This is a genomic window from Streptomyces sp. NPDC001493, from assembly GCF_053597235.1.
In genome coordinates this window covers 1-16,385 of the sequence record NZ_JBSFHV010000052.1, presented here as the reverse complement: position 1 = coordinate 16,385, position 16,385 = coordinate 1, and the positions used below count along the sequence as shown (strand labels likewise).

At 71.0% G+C, this 16,385-nt stretch carries 15 protein-coding genes; 10 read left to right on the top strand and 5 right to left on the bottom strand.

Translation table 11 applies throughout. The features are described 5' to 3' along the window. Positions 1 to 112 precede the first annotated feature (112 nt). Positions 113 to 1,009, bottom strand: coding sequence for a LysR family transcriptional regulator (locus ACWCWD_RS36725; protein WP_450779951.1), 897 nt, complete (start codon positions 1,007 to 1,009; stop codon positions 113 to 115). 94 nt (positions 1,010 to 1,103) lie between these two features. On the opposite strand from ACWCWD_RS36725, the gene ACWCWD_RS36720 reads away from it, so the two are divergent. The 3 genes from ACWCWD_RS36720 to ACWCWD_RS36710 all read left to right on the top strand — a co-directional run bounded on the left by ACWCWD_RS36720 (position 1,104) and on the right by ACWCWD_RS36710 (position 5,641). Further along, positions 1,104 to 1,421, top strand: a complete 318-nt coding sequence (locus tag ACWCWD_RS36720) for a hypothetical protein (protein ID WP_450779949.1) — start codon at positions 1,104 to 1,106, stop codon at positions 1,419 to 1,421. A 206-nt stretch (positions 1,422 to 1,627) separates the two neighbouring features. Further along, positions 1,628 to 2,068, top strand: coding sequence for a hypothetical protein (locus ACWCWD_RS36715; protein WP_450779947.1), 441 nt, complete (start codon positions 1,628 to 1,630; stop codon positions 2,066 to 2,068). A gap of 285 nt (positions 2,069 to 2,353) precedes the next feature. Further along, on the top strand, positions 2,354 to 5,641 hold the full coding sequence (locus ACWCWD_RS36710) for an AAA domain-containing protein (RefSeq protein ID WP_450779945.1): 3,288 nt from the start codon (positions 2,354 to 2,356) through the stop codon (positions 5,639 to 5,641). Positions 5,642 to 5,677: 36 nt separating this feature from the next. Here ACWCWD_RS36710 and ACWCWD_RS36705 read toward each other — a convergent pair whose 3' ends face one another. Together ACWCWD_RS36705 and ACWCWD_RS36700 are read right to left on the bottom strand one after the other, a co-directional pair. Further along, positions 5,678 to 6,916 (bottom strand): cellulose-binding domain-containing protein, encoded by a 1,239-nt coding sequence (locus ACWCWD_RS36705; protein ID WP_450779953.1) that lies wholly within the window; start codon positions 6,914 to 6,916, stop codon positions 5,678 to 5,680. 943 nt (positions 6,917 to 7,859) lie between these two features. Further along, a complete protein-coding gene (locus ACWCWD_RS36700) occupies positions 7,860 to 8,771 on the bottom strand; it encodes a fructosamine kinase family protein (protein ID WP_450779943.1) in 912 nt (303 codons plus the stop codon). A 976-nt stretch (positions 8,772 to 9,747) separates the two neighbouring features. Here ACWCWD_RS36700 and ACWCWD_RS36695 point away from each other — a divergent pair. Beyond that, on the top strand, positions 9,748 to 10,161 hold the full coding sequence (locus tag ACWCWD_RS36695) for an organic hydroperoxide resistance protein (protein WP_450779941.1): 414 nt from the start codon (positions 9,748 to 9,750) through the stop codon (positions 10,159 to 10,161). A 265-nt stretch (positions 10,162 to 10,426) separates the two neighbouring features. Next, positions 10,427 to 10,900, top strand: a complete 474-nt coding sequence (locus tag ACWCWD_RS36690; RefSeq protein WP_450779939.1) for a cupin domain-containing protein — start codon at positions 10,427 to 10,429, stop codon at positions 10,898 to 10,900. A gap of 125 nt (positions 10,901 to 11,025) precedes the next feature. Here the strand turns inward: ACWCWD_RS36690 and ACWCWD_RS36685 are convergent, their stop codons facing one another. Beyond that, entirely contained in the window at positions 11,026 to 11,658 is a 633-nt protein-coding gene (locus tag ACWCWD_RS36685) for an FMN-dependent NADH-azoreductase (protein ID WP_450779937.1), read from the bottom strand. A gap of 127 nt (positions 11,659 to 11,785) precedes the next feature. On the opposite strand from ACWCWD_RS36685, the gene ACWCWD_RS36680 reads away from it, so the two are divergent. Next, positions 11,786 to 12,445, top strand: coding sequence for a TetR/AcrR family transcriptional regulator (locus ACWCWD_RS36680; RefSeq protein WP_450779935.1), 660 nt, complete (start codon positions 11,786 to 11,788; stop codon positions 12,443 to 12,445). A gap of 212 nt (positions 12,446 to 12,657) precedes the next feature. Continuing rightward, on the top strand, positions 12,658 to 13,674 hold the full coding sequence (locus ACWCWD_RS36675; protein WP_450779933.1) for an NAD-dependent epimerase/dehydratase family protein: 1,017 nt from the start codon (positions 12,658 to 12,660) through the stop codon (positions 13,672 to 13,674). 143 nt (positions 13,675 to 13,817) lie between these two features. On the opposite strand, the gene ACWCWD_RS36670 is transcribed toward ACWCWD_RS36675, so the two are convergent. Continuing rightward, positions 13,818 to 14,354 (bottom strand): TetR/AcrR family transcriptional regulator, encoded by a 537-nt coding sequence (locus ACWCWD_RS36670; RefSeq protein ID WP_450779931.1) that lies wholly within the window; start codon positions 14,352 to 14,354, stop codon positions 13,818 to 13,820. Between the two features lie 67 nt (positions 14,355 to 14,421). Between ACWCWD_RS36670 and ACWCWD_RS36665 the strand changes: the two genes are divergently transcribed. From ACWCWD_RS36665 to ACWCWD_RS36655, 3 genes are all read left to right on the top strand, one after another. Continuing rightward, positions 14,422 to 15,480, top strand: a complete 1,059-nt coding sequence (locus ACWCWD_RS36665; RefSeq protein WP_450779929.1) for an aldo/keto reductase — start codon at positions 14,422 to 14,424, stop codon at positions 15,478 to 15,480. A 124-nt stretch (positions 15,481 to 15,604) separates the two neighbouring features. Then, positions 15,605 to 15,961: a VOC family protein gene (locus ACWCWD_RS36660; RefSeq protein ID WP_450779927.1), complete on the top strand. Its 357-nt coding sequence runs from the start codon at positions 15,605 to 15,607 to the stop codon at positions 15,959 to 15,961. Positions 15,962 to 16,045: 84 nt separating this feature from the next. Further along, the coding region (locus ACWCWD_RS36655) for a TetR/AcrR family transcriptional regulator (RefSeq protein ID WP_450779925.1) at positions 16,046 to 16,385 on the top strand (340 nt) is incomplete at its 3' end.

Below are 16,385 nucleotides of genomic sequence, written 5' to 3'. Positions count from 1 at the left end.
GGGGGCTCCCGCCCCCCCCCCCCCCCGGCCCCCCCCCCCGGCCCCCCCCCGGGCCCCGGGGGCCCCTCCCCCCGGGGCCTCCGGGGTCAGGCGCCACGGTCACCGGGCGGGCTCAGCCCTGCGTCGCCTCCAGCGCCGAGGCGACGAAGTCCGCGACCAGGCGCCGCCGGTCCTCCAGCCCCCAGGCGAGGACCAGCTCACTGCGCGGCGCGTCGGCCACCGGAACATGAACGAGCCCCGGATGCAGCGGCCGGGCCAGCGAACGCGGCAGCACCGCGACGGCTCGTCCCAGCAGGATCATGTGCGTCAGCTCCGCGCCGTCCGCGACCTCCGGACCTGACCCGGCGACAGGTTCGATCCCGGGCACCCCATTGCCCGGCACCCCATTGCCCGGCACGCCATGGTCGCGTATGCCCTTCCAGCGCGGCAGCGTCTCGTGGGCCAGGTCTGCGAGGGTCACCTCGCCACGGCCGGCGAGCCGGTGGTCCGGCGGCAGGACCGCCACCCTGTCTTCGACCAGCAGGGTCTCGTGGTCCAGCCCGGTCAGGTCGTCGAACGGCATGTACAGCAGCGCCACGTCCGCCCGGCCGTCGCGCACGTGATCGGCACGGTCGATGGCCCCGCCGAAGAGGATGTCCACCTGTCGGGCGCCGGGCCGCCGGGAGTAGGCGGCCAGGATGCCGGACAGCAGATCGGCGTCTCCGCCGGGCTTGATCACCAGGCGCAGCCGGGTCTCCTGCTCGCCCGCCCGACGGGTCTTCTCGGCCGCCGCCCCGACGGCGAGCAACGCGTGCCGACCGTGGTACCGCAGCACCTCGCCCGCAGAGGTGAGGGCGACGTGCCGACTGGAGCGCTCCACGAGCACCACCCCGAGCCGGTCCTCCAGCCTCCGTACCGCCTTGGACAGGGCGGGCTGCGCGATCCCCAGCCGCTGCGCCGCCCGGCCGAAATGCAGTTCCTCGGCGAGGGCGGCGAAGTACTCCAGTTCGCGGGTCTCCAGCTCGGCCATGCGGCCAGAATACCGCCCCGACCATTCCTCGCAGGAATGGATTCATACCCCGCCGGCCTTGGACTTCACGGAGAACCACCAGTTCAATCGAGGCATGATTCACCACACGATGATCGTTTCTTTCGACGAACCGATTCCCGCCGACGAACTCGACGCATACCTGCAAGGGCTTGAGGAGCTGACCGCGAGCACCGGCACCTTTCACTCCTTCGCCGCCCGCCCCCACCTGCGCGCCCCCAGCGACGACCACGCCCCGGTGGCCGTCGCCTCCGCCGTCGTCCAGTTCGCCCTGGCCGACCTCGACGCACTCGACGCGGCTTTCGCCCTCCCGGGCATCGGCGAGTTCATCGACGGCTGGCAGGCCCGCCGCCCGTACAAGGCGATCTGGGTCAACCACGAGCCCCTCGCCTGAGCCGTCACCGGGCGGTGGCGCCCACGATCCGTACCTCACCCCGGCGGGGTACGGATGTTCCTCGGGGTCCGGCCACCCCGGCCGGAGGGCTCCCGCAGACCTGGGCCCTGGACGCTGTCGCAACCCTGGTACGCCCCAGCCGCACCGAAGCAGGGCTGCCGGGACCCTGGTACGCGGGGTGACGGCGGGCAGGCTAGTTTGCTCGGATGAGTCTTCTTGATGATGTGGCCGAGCGCGACGGCTGGCGATGCTGGGTGTGCGACGAAGCGGTCGACCCCGACGAGTCGGTGAACGATCCGCGGGGGCCCAGCGTCGACAGCCGGACCGCCGACCGGAAGGCCAAGGTCGCCGAGCGGCTCGCGCACCGCGGCTGCAACACCCGCAAGGGCGCGGTGAAGGTGGTCATCGCCTGGCCGGACCATCTGTACGTGGTCGAACCCGCACCGCTGATCACCGTGGCCGCGAGGCTGGAGCGCAAGGGGGGCCGCGAGATGGTGGGCCGCTGTCCGACCAGGCGGGACGCCCAGGAGGCGGCGGACTGGCTGGTCGACCGGTTCTCCCGACTGGTACCGGGGCTGCCGGTGACCGCCGGCATCGAGCCGGGCGGCGGCCAGTTCCTCATCACCCTGTCCACCGGCCGCCGCTGACCGGAGATCACCGGCGCGATCTCGTGTCGAGATGAGCCGTCGGCCCACACCGGCCTGGAACGAGCTGCCCCTCATCGTCCGCCTCACGGCGCGCCGTTCCGGCGCGGTGTGCGACCGGGGTCGGAAACTTCGGCATCTGGCCGGATCCCACCTGCAGATCGGCTTCCGACCGCGTTGAGTCGGGCCGCCATCGGGCGTTCACTGTAGGTGACAACCACAGGTGGGTATGGTGCGGTGCATCAGCGGGCCGGCGACCGGACCGGCGGCGGATCGAGGGGACGACAGGTGGGATGGCGCGAGGAGATCGCCTCGGCGCTCGGCGAGTGGATCGCCGTCGAGGGGGGCGCCGGCAGGCAGCCACGTTGGCAGCGGGTCGGCAACGCGGCCAGGAGCGGTGGTCCCGGTCGCTACGTGGTCGATCTCCGGGGTTCCGACATCGGACCGGAGCAGCTGGACTCCCTGAGGCTCGCCGGAGCGGACGACGACGTCGAGACCAAGGGCTTCGCCGTCTCCGAGACCGTGCAGAACGGCTCCCTGCTCACCGTGCGGGTACCGGAGTTCGCCGAGATCGCCGACCCTTGCCTGTGGATGCTCAGACAGCCGCCCACCTTCCTGATCGAAGCCCTGCGGGACGGCATCGCCGGACTGGGCGAACATCCCCTCGCCACCGCTCTCGCGGCCGCGACGATCGGCGGTTCCTCTGCCCACGCCGTCGACCCGCCGGGCTTCCATCCCGGCCAGGCGGACGCCTACCGCGCTTGCCTCGGCGAAGGCGTCCACCTGGTGTGGGGGCCGCCCGGCACGGGGAAGACCACCGTCCTCAAGCGCGCCATCGGTGACCTGATCGCGCAGGGCCGGCGGGTGCTGCTGGTATCGGCGACCAATATCGCCGTGGACAACGCACTGCTGGGGGTGGTGCGGGAGAAGCGCCACGCGACCGGCGACATCGTCCGGGTGGGACCGCCGCACCTGAGAGAGGTGGCCGAGGACCCTTCCGTGTCCCTGCCGCTGATGGTTCGGGCGCGGCTGACGGAAGCAGCTGCCCGGCGTGCCGCGTTCGAGGCCGAGCTCGTCGCGATCGGGGACCGGGCCGGGCAACTGGCCGCGTTGGAGAGCAGCCTCGCGGGATTCGACGCCCCGTCGTACTTCGCGGCCCTGAAGGTCGTACGGATGCCCGGACAGGACGTGGCGGCGGCGCAGTCCCGGGTGGCGGAAGCGGAGCAGCGGCTCGGCCAGGCGGTTCAGCAGCTGACTCGCCTCGGAGAGGCCATCGGGAAAGCCCATGCACGTCAGAGGGCCGCCGCCGCGGCGAAGGACCGCTGGCGCGAGGTCGACGATCTCTCGGAGGAGATCTCCCGCGTGCAGGATGCGGCAGGGAACAGTGAGGCCGACGCCCTGCTCGCGGACGACTACCGCCGCTCCCTGGAGCTGCGGCTGAGGGAACTCGATGCGAAGGGTGTGGTCGGCAGGTGGCGGCAACGCGACACCGTCGCCGCCCTGCAGGAGGAACTGACGGATGCCCGGCAGGCCGCCACGGATGCCCGTGTGGCAGCGCAGGAGGCCCGCGCGACCGCGACCGCGCACATCGCCCGGCTCGATGCACGCGTCACCGCGCTCACGGAGGCGATCCCGCTCACACGGGGCCAGATCGCCCGGCTCGAAGCCGACGCCGTGTCCCTCGCGGCCGAGAGCGAGCAGGCGCAGCGACTGGCGCTCGCCCTCGAACAGGAGGCGATCAAAGCCTCCGAGACCGCAGCTCGCGTCCGGAAGGCTCATGACCTGACCGAACACGCCGCCGGACGGGGCTGGCCGGCCCAGCATGGCCGGGCCGAACAGTTGCGTCCGGCCGTGGCCGCCGACCGCACCCGCCGCCCGGAGTTGGAGAAGCGGTACCAGCAGGCGCAGGAGGAGTACGAACGACTCGCCCGCAACGCCCAGGGCGAGATCATCAAGTCGGCCAGGCTGGTCGCCACCACCCTGGCCCGGTTCCGCACCAACCGGACGGTCCTTGAGGGGCCGTACGACGTGGTCCTCGTCGACGAGGCGGGTGCCGCGACGCTCCCCGAGGTGCTGCTCGCCACCGGAAAGGCAGACCGGGCGGCCGTCCTGCTCGGAGACTTCATGCAGTTGGGGCCGGTGATCCCGGCTCCCCTCAGCGACAACGACCGCCCCGACATCAAGCGGTGGCTGCACCCGGACGTCTTTCAGCACTGCGGCATCCATGATCCCTCCGACGCCCAGGCGCACCCGTCCTGCGTCACGCTCACCGAACAGCATCGTTTCGGTCCCGCCGTCATGCGCCTGGCCAACGATCTCGCGTACGGCGGTGTCCTCACGGGCGGCCCCCAGGCGGTGCGGGAACGCCCGGACAACGACCCCGAGATCGTCCTCATCGATACCGACGGCCTGCACGAACTGGCTTACGCCCACCTGACCGGCAGCCGCAAAGGGTGGTGGCCCGCCGGCTCCCTCCTCGCTCGGGCTCTGGTGGAGCTCCACCGTGAGCAGGGCGAGGAGGCCGGTATCGTCACGCCGTACGCCGTCCAGGCCGAGGCCACCCTGGAGGCACTGCGCGACGTCGAGGCCGCGGGTCACCCCCTGGCGGAGGTCGGTACGGCCCACCGGTTCCAGGGCCGGGAGTTCGACGTCGTCGTCTTCGACACGGTGGAGGGCAACGAGGACAGCCGTGAGCTGTGGATGGCCCTCGCCCACCGGCAGCCGGGTGCCGAGGCCTGGCACCGCAACGGCGTCCGCCTGTTCAACGTGGCGGTCACCCGGACGAAAACCCGGCTGTACGTGGTGGCCGGCGGGGCCCGTGTCAGGAACGCGAAACCCGGAACCGCTCTGTCCCGGCTCGCCGGACTGATCGGATCCCCGGGCGCCCGGGTCATGAAGGCCAAGAACCTGATCGCCCCGCCGAAGGCCCCGGTGCCGTTCCTCGGCGAGTTCGGCGCGGCCCTGGCAGGGGTGCTGAGCCGGCACGTGGAGGTGACCGACGTCCATGACGAAACGACTTTCTACGACACCTTCACCGAGGAGATCAACCGGGCACACCACTCCCTGTGGCTCTGGGCGCCGTGGGTCGCGAAGCGGCTCCGCTCGCTGCTCCCCGCCTTGGCGGCCGCTGCCGGCCGTGGTGTGCGGATCACGGTCTTCGTCCGCGACGACACGGATCAGTTGCAGCACAGGCCGGCGAACCAGGCGCTGATCGCAGATCTGCGCGCCGTGGCCCACACCGTGATCCCGATGAACGTCATGCACCAGAAGATCGCCGTCTTCGACGAGCGGGTGGTCCTGCTCGGCAGCCTGAACGCCCTGTCCCAGAGCTGGACCCGGGAGGTGATGGTCGCGATGCGTGGCGCGTACTTCGCCCGGAGGCTGCTCGCGCACCAGCACGCGGAGGCCTTCGCCCGCCCGCCCAAATGCGGCCGGTGCCGCGGTACCGAGATCGAGATCCGCCGACGGAGGAACGGCGACTGGTTCTGGCGCTGCTACGCCACCGCGTGCAAGACCACCTCGGCCGGGCGTTCCAACGCCTGGACGCAGGACATTCGCCTGCGCACCAAGCGCTGAAACGTCTCCTGTCCGTAACCGGCTTCGCGCCGGTCGTCAGCAGCCGACCGGCGAGGAGCCGGCGACCACGTCGTCGAACCACAGGGTGTCATCGCCGGTCCCGTAGCTCTCCCAGCCAAGACGCAGGGCGGTGGGTTTCGGCGCGGTGGTCCGGGAGAGCCACTGCCCGTCGACGTCCTGCGTCGGTACGCCGTCGGCGTGCAGCCCCGGAACCAGCTCGTCGCCGAGCCAGGTGTCGAGTCCGGTCGCCGAGGTGTCGACCGCGAACCGCAGGCACTGCCAGCTGTTCGTCGGCAGGGGCCTGCTCAGCCCCACCCCGACCGGGCTCTGCGCCGGGAGCGTGGCGTCGTCGATTTCCCGGTTCCACTGCAGGGCGCCGTTCTGGCCGCCGATCCGCAGCGCCTTGCCGCCCTGCGAGCTGTCCGGCATCGACACGAAGGCGACGTGCGCGGCCGGGAGCGCGGTGGTGTGCCGTACCCACATGCGGACGTACAGCACCGGGCCGACCGACGACAGGTCCGCGGTCGCGGCCACGAAGGCGTGGTTGCAGTAGCCGGCCCGACCGTCCACCCGCAGCGACCGCGTGCCGCTGTGCGCGACCCCCGTGTCGACGGTGGCCGTGCCCGTGCCCTGGCAGTCGGGCGCGGTGAAGCGCCAGTTCCCGGAGGGCGCCGACCCTGCCTGGTCCTCGAAGCCGTCGCAGACGGCGGCGCTGCCGCACGCGGCGGAGGGCGGGGTCGTGGTGGGGGACGGCGTCGGGGTCGCCGTGGGAGTCGGCGTCGTGGTGGGAGTCGGCGTCGGGGACGGGGTCGTGGTCGGGGACGGCGTCGGGGTCGTCGTCGGTGAGGTGCCGTCACCGCCGCAGGACACCCCGTTGAGGGCGAAGTCCGTGGGCGCCGGGTGGGCCGACTGCCAGGTTCCCTGGAGACCGAAGTCGACGGTACCGCCGTCGGCGAGCCCTCCGTTCCAGGCCGTGTTGGTGGCGGTCACGGCGTGGCCGGTCTGCACGACGGTCGCGTTCCAGGCGGAGGTGACATGCTGGTCGCCGCCGTAGGTCCACGTCAGCTGCCAGCCGTTGATCGCGGAACCGGTATGGGTGACACGCACCTGGGCGGTGTAGCCGCCGGTCCACTCGTCGGCCGTGTAGTCGACCCGGCATCCGGACGCCGTCTCCGTGCCACTGGCGGGCACGACGACGAAGAAGGACAAGGCCAGCGCGAGAGCGGCTACGACCGCTGTCCAGGGTCTACGCAGTAAGCGCGGGGGAAGCGTCATCGGCATGTGCGTCTCCTCGGTGGGGGTGAACCGTAGGGAAGTTCATGAGTGGGAGCGCTCCCACTCATCACAGCGACATGACGGCGTACTGTCAATACAGTTGTCGCCCCGGCTCCGTACGACCGGCAGGACCGGCCCGGTCCCGACCACCCGGCGCCTCGTCTCCCCCGCGCCGCCCGGTGGCGACGCGGCGTCGGTCGCGCCAACGATCACGGAGGCGCCGGCCAGGAACTCGATGTGCCGCGGATCGCGCCCGACGACCTTTAACCGGGGCCGGTATCCCTCGATGCGGGTCCGGGTCTCGTCCAGCGAGCCGCCACCGACGAAGACCGCCTCGGCGCGCCGTTCCGCCGAACGCGCGCCCCGCCTCCGAGCTTCCCGCGTGGAGGTGGCCGCGAAGCCGTCGAACGTGCCGTACTCCAGGAGCTGGGCCATCTCCGCCCAAAACTCGATGCCGTTGAAACGGTGCCGGTTGTTGTCGGGGTGCGCCCACAGCCCGCGAGCCGACTCATCCCGCCGCTGGGGGCATGCGCGTCGCCTCCGGCCTCGGCCGCCCAGCGCGCGGCCCGCTCGGACCAGTCCGCCGCACGGGCATCACCCGGCGCGTCCAGCGCGACGTACGCGCCATCATCGGATCAGCGAGCCGCGAGACCCACCCACCGCCGTCCGGGGCGAACTCCCCCGGACACCGCCGTGACCATCCCCTTCCAACTACCGCAAAATGTCGCCGAGTTCGATGCGCACGTCCTCGCGATCCGCCATGCCGTCCGAGTAACTCCCGGCGGTACGGCTCATTCTGCCGGCGATCACGCGATTCCCCGGGCGGTCACGCGATTCCGCAGGGGATCGAAGTTGTGGCGGCTGCCCAGCCTCCGCGTGTGGCACGGAGCCGGTGGGCCCACCCCACCCGCGCGCGAGCAGATGACGTTCCCTGCATGGAGATTTAGGTCAAACCGGCCTGCTGTGCGTGGACTTGACCACGCGGTCGCGCCCGGAACGGTGCGATGATCTTCCGGACCGCATCGGCGGCGCCCCAGTCGTCGTCATCGTGGGCGATGGCGCTGAGGAGTTCCCGGAGATGGAGGAGCGGCATCCGCTCCTCCCAGCCGTCCTCCAGTCCGGTGAGCTCCTGGTACACGGCGAAGAACCGCTCCGAGGCAGCCGCGCGCGGCGCGCACCACAGCATGCTGAGGTCGACTTCTGGCCAGGTGAAGGACACGGCGGGGTCGATGAGCACAGGAGCACCGCTGCTGGTGGCGAGCACGTTCTCCTGCCACAGATCACCGTGGGTCAGGCACGGGGGCCGGGGCGGAACCAACTCCGGCAGGGCGTCGCACAGCCGTTCCAGAGCTCGGCGCTCGTCACGGTCGAACTCCGCTTCGAGCAGCGGTTCCGCAAGCCAGCGCAGGATGCGCCGTTCCGCGAAGAAGACGTGTCCGTCCGTCTCCCAGGTGTTGTCCTGGCGCAGTCGCCCCAGCCAGCCATCGCAGTGCCAGCCGAACCGGTCGGTCGTGGTGGACCCGTGCAGGGCGGCAACCATGTGGGCGAGCTCTTCCCAGAAGTGCTCGTCGTCCCGGCGTGGCTGCATCTTTTCGAGCACGAGCAGGCGGGAGGAGGCGAACAACACGTCAGGGGTGTTTACCCCGCCGGGATTTCGGAGCTCGGACAGACCGTCGGATTCGATGGTGAATACGTCCAGCTCCGGCCCGAGCAGAGTCTTCGCGAATATCTGGGAGCCGTCCTGGAGCGTAACCAGACCCGCAAGGGCGACCGCTCCCCCCGTGGCCTTTTCCACCTCTTTCGCGGCGTACCCCGCTTCGCGGAGTCGCTCGGCGAGTATCTCCTCGTGTGACACCGGAAAATCAAAACATGCCTCTCCGTCACACACCAGAGGCCGCAGCACACCAGAGCCGTCGCACACCGGAGACCGTCGCACGCCGGAGGCCGTCGCGCGGACCCGGCCGGTCGGAGGCGGTGACGCGACAGGTCCCCTCGTCGCCGGTGTCGTCATGCCCCTCAGCAACCGCCACCCCGCATCCACATCGGATCACCCGCCCCCAAAGCGTGTTGCCGGCGGGCCAGGATGAACCGGCATGCGGAATCGGGGGTGGATCCGCGCCGGATCGCCGGAACCTGCGGCGGCACCACGCACCACCACGGCCGCCGACTCGGCGCCCATGGGTCCCGTCTCCGTCACGGTCACCACGGACGTGGAGCGCGACGGGGACTCGACGGACGACAGAACGACCGCCGTCAGCAGGGCGGTAGCGGCCGCCAGCGCCGCACCGGCCAGGATCAGTAGGCGACGGAGGGACATGCCGGGACCGCCAATCACGGGGGAGAACGTTCGGTCTTCTCCGAGATTCACACAGGGCTCACCCCACCGTCAACGCCGGACACCCCTCGACCGACCGACACCCCACGCCGCAACCGGTCGACGCGAAGAACTCCGCACACCTCGCCCCGGGTTGAGCGACTGCCGCACACCCGGCACCCACCCCCGCCTCACTCCACATCCGGCACGACTCACCCCCGCCCACGGGACCACTTATCGAGGTAGAACGTTCGGTATTGACGGCGAGGCTCCCCCTCATGCATGCTTCGAAGCGAGAACGAACGTTCTACCCCGAACGTAGTTCCTCACCCAGGTGGTGCCCGGCATCCCCCGGGCCCGCGGCTTCGCCCGGAACGGCCCACAGGACCGCTCGGCGTCGACGCCGCGCGCCTGTGCCGTAACAGGCGAACTCGACGCACACGCCTGCGGTAGGCCCCCGCACCCCCTGGCAACGGATCTCGGCCATCAGGCCTTGTCATGGAAGGACGAATGACTCATGGAAGCTCTCTACACCGCGGTCGCGACCGCGACGCACGGCCGTGACGGTCGTGCGGTTGTCTCGGACGGGTCGCTGGACCTGCAGCTCGCGACGCCGAAGGAACTGGGCGGCAGCGGCAAGGGGAACAACCCCGAGCAGCTCTTCGCGGCCGGTTACGCGGCGTGCTTCGCCAGTGCTCTCGGCATCACGGGCCGGCAGGCCCGCGTCGACCTCTCCGACGCCACCGTGACCGGGGAGGTGTCGATCGGCAAGCAGGGCGAGGGCTTCGGTCTCGCCGTCGTCCTGCGGATCACACTGCCCGGCGGTGTCGACCACAAGACCGGTGAGGAACTCGTCGAGAAGGCGCACCGGGTCTGCCCGTACTCCAACGCCATTCGCGGCAACGTCCCGGTCCAGCTCGTCGTCGAATAACGAGGCCGGGCGGGAGGCCGATCTCGGCGCGCAAGGGCAGGCCACGCTCGTTCCGCGTTCGCGCCCGCGCCGCACGACCGCCGCGACGGCCTGGCCGCGATTCCTCCTGCTGCCCGGTCAGGTACGCGCCCCGCCCAGGGCACGTACCTGGCCGGGTGGCCGCCCGGGCGCGCCGTCACCCCGAAGACATCCACGCACTCGACATCCCGCGCGCGCTCAGAACCGCGTGACCCCGGAACTCCCCTGTGACGCCCAAGGAGATCGCATGTCGCTCCCCCTCCCTCCCCGCCATGTCCCCGCGGACCAGGGGAAACCCGTCTTCCTCGTCGGGGACACCTACACCACGCTGCTCTCGTCGAAGGAGACGAACGGAGAGCTCTCGCTCATCGAAGCAGTGGTACCCGCCGACGCGGGCCCGCCGCCGCACACCCACCACGGCGAATCGGAGACGTTCATCCTGATGGAAGGTCACCTCACGATCGAGGCAGGTGACGAGGAGTACGAGGTGGAGCCGGGCGCCGTGGTGTACGTCCCGAAGGGTGTCCGGCATTCCTTCCGGAACGCCAGTGGAACCAAGCCCGCCCGCATGTACTTCCTTTACGCGCCGGGCGGCATGGACGGGATGTTCCAGGAGATCGGAGCGCCGGGCCGACGCGGAACGGTGGGGCCCCCGCTGAACGAGGCCGACGTCTCGGCGATGGCAGAGGTTGCCGCCAAGTACAACTACACGTTCGACTGACCGGCTTCGGACCGCTGCCGACGGGACAGCCTTCGCCTCACCACCCCGTTCACGACAGGTTTCCTTGTCCGTGAAGAAAGTGGTGGGAGCACGGCGCAGCCGTCCCCCACCACTTCCACCGGAGGTCAGATACGGGCGAGGGTGCGGCCGGCCGTCACGGCGGCGGTCAGGGCGTCGGAGTGCTGCTGGGCACCGAGGTCCTTCAGGCTTTCCATGCCCGGGGTCGTGGCGGCCAGCGTGAGCTCACGCTTGATCACCGTGAGGTCGGCCTCCCACACGTCACCGACGATGCGCTGCAGGTACGGGGTGGAGTGGTCCCAGCCGTCCCGCGGGGTCCCCGGGCCGTAGCCGCCGCCGAGCGTGGTGATCAGCACGGTGGGCGTGCTCTTGAGGACCGGGTTGGTGGGGCCCGCGCCCGCGATGACCAGGTCCACCCACGTCTTGAAGTGCTGGGAAACGCCGAAGTTGTAGAACGGTACGGCCAGCACCACGGCGTCCGCGCCCTGCAGCTCCTCGGCCAGCGTCCCCGCCAGAGCCAGAGCGGTGTTCTGCCCGTCGGTGCGCTGGTCCTCGGGGGTGAATCCGGCGGTGGTGGCCTGCACCCAGGCATCGGCGGCTATCGGGTCGGTGCCCAGGTGGCGGCGGGTCACCGTGCCCTCCGGGTGGGCGGCGAGCCACTCGGCCTCGACCCGGTCGGCGATCTCGCTGCTGGCGGACGCCGCCGGGAAGATGCTGGCGTCCAGACGGAACAGGCGCATGGGAGTTCTCTCACTTCTGCAAGGTGATCGACAGACACGGCCGGACGGATCTCCGGCCCGCGCTTCCACGCTAACACGTAAACGGACTTTACCCCGCTTAGCTGTTTCGGGGAGGTACATTGGGCCTGTGAACCTGCCTGTCGTGCCCTTCGGAAAGCCGCGCGGTGAACGCGCCGACGCGGCGCGCAACCGTGAACTCCTCCTGCAGACCGCCCGCGAGCTGATCGCCGAGCAGGGAACGCAGAAGGTGACCATGGACGCCCTGGCCGAACGCGCCGGCCTCGGCAAGGGCACCGTCTTCCGCCGCTTCGGCACGCGCGCGGGCATTTTCCAGGCCCTCCTCGACGAGGACGAGCGCAACTTCCAGGAGCAGGTCCTCTCCGGCCCGCCGCCGTTGGGCCCCGGCGCGGGCCCGGTCGAGCGCATGACCGCCTACGGCCGCGCCCGTATCGCCTTCCTCCTGGACCACCACACCATCGCGCGGGCCTCCCTGGACCGCACCAAGCCCATCCCTGTCGGCGGCGCCACCATGACCCGCCCCCATATCCGCATGCTGCTCGGACAGATCCACCCCGCCCCGCCCCACCTCGACGCGCTCGCCGTCCAGCTCACCGCGGCCCTGGAGGGACCGCTCCTGCTCTACGTCTCCATGGACGAAGCCGCCGCGGCACCCGCTCCGGGTACGGGGAACCCCCTGGCCGAGAGCTGGCAGAACCTCATCGAGCGCGTCCTGCGGAACACCGAGGACGGAGTCGGCGCGGACACGCGTAAAGGCCTTTCCGCCTGAGGGATTCACGGGGATTCAACAGCGACCCCGCAGCGCCGCATAGAACGTTCGGTCTTGACAGTCGCGGAAGTCGCCTGTCAACCTGTTGAGGCAGAACGTTCGGTATCACTCTGGGGGCTCGGGCGACTCCGGACGCCACGCGGCCGTGGCACACATCCACCTGTGTCCACGCGTCTTCACCGAGAGACCCGATCAGCTCCGAGGAGTCATTCATGCGTGTCTTCCTAACCGGCGGAAGCGGCTTCGTCGGTCAGCGCCTGATACGCCGACTGCACGCCGATGGCCACACCGTCGTCGCCCTGGCCCGTTCCGCCTCCAGTGCGCTGAGAGTGAGTGACGCGGGAGCCCGGCCGGTGCGGGGCGACCTGGCCGAGCTCACCGGACGGGGCGGCTCGGCCGCGCCACCGGCCTGGCTGAAACACCTGCACGACGCCGACGCTGTCGTGCACGCCGCGGCCCGCATGGAGTTCTGGGGCGGCGACGCGGGTTTCCGGGCCGACAACCACGACCCGGCCGTCGCCCTGCACGCGGCAGCGGTCGCGGCGAAAGTCCCCCGCTTCGTGCTCATCAGCGCCGCCGGCGTGTCCACCGGCACGCAACGCGCCGCCGTGGTCGACGAGAACACCGACGACGGCACCCCTGTCATCGCGTACTGCCGGGTCAAGCTGGCCACCGAGCACGCGTTGCGCGGTGCCGCGTCACAGGGGACGACCCTGGTGATCCTGCGGCCGCCGCTCGTCTGGGGCGCGGGGATGAACATCGCCGAGACGGCCGCCGACGCCGCCAGGGGGAGGTTCGTATGGATCGACAACGGCCGCCACGTCGTGGACTTCATCCATGTCGACAACCTCGCCCACGCCGTCGCGCTCTCCCTCACCCAGGGCTTTCACGGGGTCCCCTACTACGTCACCGACGGGACACCCATGGCGGTCCGCGACCTGTTCACCACGGTGCTGGCGACCCAGGGGGTCGACGTCTCCGCCGCCCGAAGCGTGCCGCTGGCAGTCGCCGCGCCGGTCGCGGCCGTCATGGATCTCGGCGCCCGCCTGCTCCGCAGGAGCACGCCGCCGCCGCTCACCGACTGGCTGGTCGCCTTCCTCGGCCGCGACCGCAGCTACGACATCAGCGCCGCCCGCACCGTCCTCGGCTACCGACCCCAAGTCGGCCTCGAAACCGGCCTGCTGGAGATGGCGGCACTCGCCCGGGGATCTCACGTCGCCGCGCGGTAGCCGGTCGACAGCCCCGCGCCCTCGGCGAGGCAGCGGCGAACGGAGCCGCTGAACGCATCCTCGAGAGCGGCGGCGGGCCCTCGCCCCGTCCTCGCCGAGGGCTTGACCTCGCGATCATGGCCGGGGGTGCCCGGCCCCCTCCCTCACGTCTCGATGATCGCGACGAGGGCCGCGGCGTACGGGGCGGGGTCGAGGTCGCCCCGTACGGCCAGCTGCTGGGTGTAGCCGTGGCAGAGGGCCACGAAGGCTTCGGCGACGCGGGCCGCGTGCGCGGGATCGCGGTCGGGCAGCAGAGCGGCGACGGCCTCGCGCATCTCCTGGAGCTGACGCTGGACCAGGGCGGCGAGGCTCGGAGCGACGGCGGCCTCGGCGTAGATCTGGGCGACGAGCCGGGCGTGGCCCTTCTCGCGCGCCATGGTGCGGATGTGCTGGAGGAAGTCGTGGACGGACGCGGCGGTCAGCTCCGCGGGGAGCGCCTGGCCGGCCTGTTCGCAGATGGCGGCGACGATCTCGTCCTTGCCCTTGAAGTACCGGTAGATCGCCCCGATGGACAGCCCGGAGGCTTCGACGATGTCGGGCATGGACGTCCGTGCGAAGCCGTGAGCGGCGAAGCGGGCGCGGGCGGCGTCGACGATCTGCTGACGTCGGGCGTCGAGGTGGGCCTGGCTGACCTTCGGCATAAGAGAATGACCATTCGTTTTACGTGTTAGTGTCCTCGACCGTACCCCAAAGTCTGAGGAGGCTTCCGTGCGTTACCGGACATTCGGACACCACACCGGCCTGCGGGTCTCGGAGTATGTGCTGGGCACCGCCAATTTCGGCTCGGCCCCGGGCGCGGCAGGCCGGGAAGGGGCCAGGGCGATCTTCGAGACGTTCGTGGCCGCCGGCGGGACCACCATCGACGCCTCGAACATCTACCAGGACGGTGAGGCCGAGACCATCTTGGGCGAGCTGATGGGCCGCGAGCGCGACGACTACGTCGTGATCACCAAGTACTCGGGGAGCAGAAGCGCCCGGGTCCGGCCCGGCACCACGGGCAACAGCCGCAAGACCATGATCCGGTCCCTGGAGGAGAGCCTGCGGCGGCTCGGGACCGACCACGTCGACGTCTTCATGCCGCACTTCCCCGACGGCGTGACCCCGCTGCCGGAGATCCTGGCCGGTTTCGAGGACCTGATCCGGGCGGGCAAGATCCGCCACGGCGGGCTGTCGAACTTCCCGGCCTGGCGGGTGGCGGGAGCCGCCGTCCGGTCCGAGCTGAGCGGGCGCCTGCCGCTGGTCGGCATCCAGACCGAGTACAGCCTCGCCGAGCGCTCCGCGGAGCGCGAACTCCTGCCGATGGCCGAAGCACACGGGCTGGGCGTCGTCCTCTACTCCCCGCTGGCCGGCGGCCTGCTGACCGGGAAGTACCGCCACGGCGAGCAGGGACGACTCAGCGCACGGGCCGCGGCCGGCAGCACGGTCGGCGAGGGCGGCGCGCAGCGCACCGCCGCGCTCGACGCCGTCCTCGCCGTGGCCGACGAGATGGGCACCGGCCCCGTCCAGGTCGCACTGGCCTGGCTGCGTGCGCGCGCCGCTCGCGCCCGGACCTCGATGCTCCCCATCGTGGGGCCCCGCACCCCGGCCCACCTGGCTGGATACCTCGACGCCCTGAACGTCGAACTCGACCCGCACCACTGTCAACTGCTGGACGAGGTCAGCGCGATCAGGCTCGGTGCACCGTACGAGGACGTGGCCGGCGCGCTGGCCCACGGCACCGACGGGGACCGCGGTCTCCTCGACGAACCGCTCGTCCCCGTCCTCTGAGACACCACCCCGACCGCCCCGCGGCCGACCCCGCCCCACACCCGGACCGGCCCTCGCCCCGCCACCCACCCCGTCGGACCGATCCGGCCGACCGGGTCCACCGCCCATCCCCCTGGGAGTAACCGTGCCCCTCGCAAGCATCGCCGCCATCAACCTCGAATGCCCCGACCCGATCCTCCTGGCCCGCTTCTGGGCACATCTGCTCGGCGGCGATGTGGCAGTCGAGACGCCGGACTTCTGCGCGGTCGAGGCCGGACCGCTCCACCTCGGTGCCGTACGCGTCGAGGGCTATCAGCCGCCGACCTGGCCTTCCACCGACCGCTCACAGCAGATCCATCTCGACCTCGCCGTCGACGACCTCGACACCGCCGAACACGAGGCGGTCCGACTCGGCGCCACCAAGGAAAACCACCAGCCCGCCCCCGAACGCTCACGCGTCCTGCGCGACCCGGCCGGCCACCCCTTCTGCCTGCGCGTCTGACTCCCCCACCGGACGCGGCAGCCACGTCATCACCAATTTCGCCGAGACCGATCGTTCTTCCTTGCCGTTCGCTAACCTGTGCGCATGAGTCAGAGAACGAGCGAAGGCAGCACGTCGGAAGCGCGAGCGCGGCTGCTCTCCACGGCGACCAGGATCTTCTACGCGGAGGGGATCCACTCCGTCGGCGTCGACCGGATCGTGGCGGAGGCGCAGGTCACCCGTGCCACGCTGTACCGCCACTTCAAGGGCAAGGAAGAGCTCATCCTGGCGTACCTCGGTGAAGCCGACCGGCAGCTGCGGGCGCAGGCCGAGGCCGCTCAGGCGGGCGCGGAGTCGGCGGCCGACAAAGTCCGGGCCGTCTGCCGGACGATCACCGCGGGGATCCAGTCCCCGGGTTTCCGGGGGTGCGCCTTCCTCAACGCGG

Coding starts and splice junctions, on each gene's coding strand:
- ACWCWD_RS36725 (WP_450779951.1), bottom strand. CDS start 1,009: ATGGCCGAGCTGGAGACCCGCGAACTGGAGTACTTCGCCGCCCTCGCC.
- ACWCWD_RS36720 (WP_450779949.1), top strand. CDS start 1,104: ATGATTCACCACACGATGATCGTTTCTTTCGACGAACCGATTCCCGCC.
- ACWCWD_RS36715 (WP_450779947.1), top strand. CDS start 1,628: ATGAGTCTTCTTGATGATGTGGCCGAGCGCGACGGCTGGCGATGCTGG.
- ACWCWD_RS36705 (WP_450779953.1), bottom strand. CDS start 6,916: ATGACGCTTCCCCCGCGCTTACTGCGTAGACCCTGGACAGCGGTCGTA.
- ACWCWD_RS36695 (WP_450779941.1), top strand. CDS start 9,748: ATGGAAGCTCTCTACACCGCGGTCGCGACCGCGACGCACGGCCGTGAC.
- ACWCWD_RS36690 (WP_450779939.1), top strand. CDS start 10,427: ATGTCGCTCCCCCTCCCTCCCCGCCATGTCCCCGCGGACCAGGGGAAA.
- ACWCWD_RS36685 (WP_450779937.1), bottom strand. CDS start 11,658: ATGCGCCTGTTCCGTCTGGACGCCAGCATCTTCCCGGCGGCGTCCGCC.
- ACWCWD_RS36675 (WP_450779933.1), top strand. CDS start 12,658: ATGCGTGTCTTCCTAACCGGCGGAAGCGGCTTCGTCGGTCAGCGCCTG.
- ACWCWD_RS36670 (WP_450779931.1), bottom strand. CDS start 14,354: ATGCCGAAGGTCAGCCAGGCCCACCTCGACGCCCGACGTCAGCAGATC.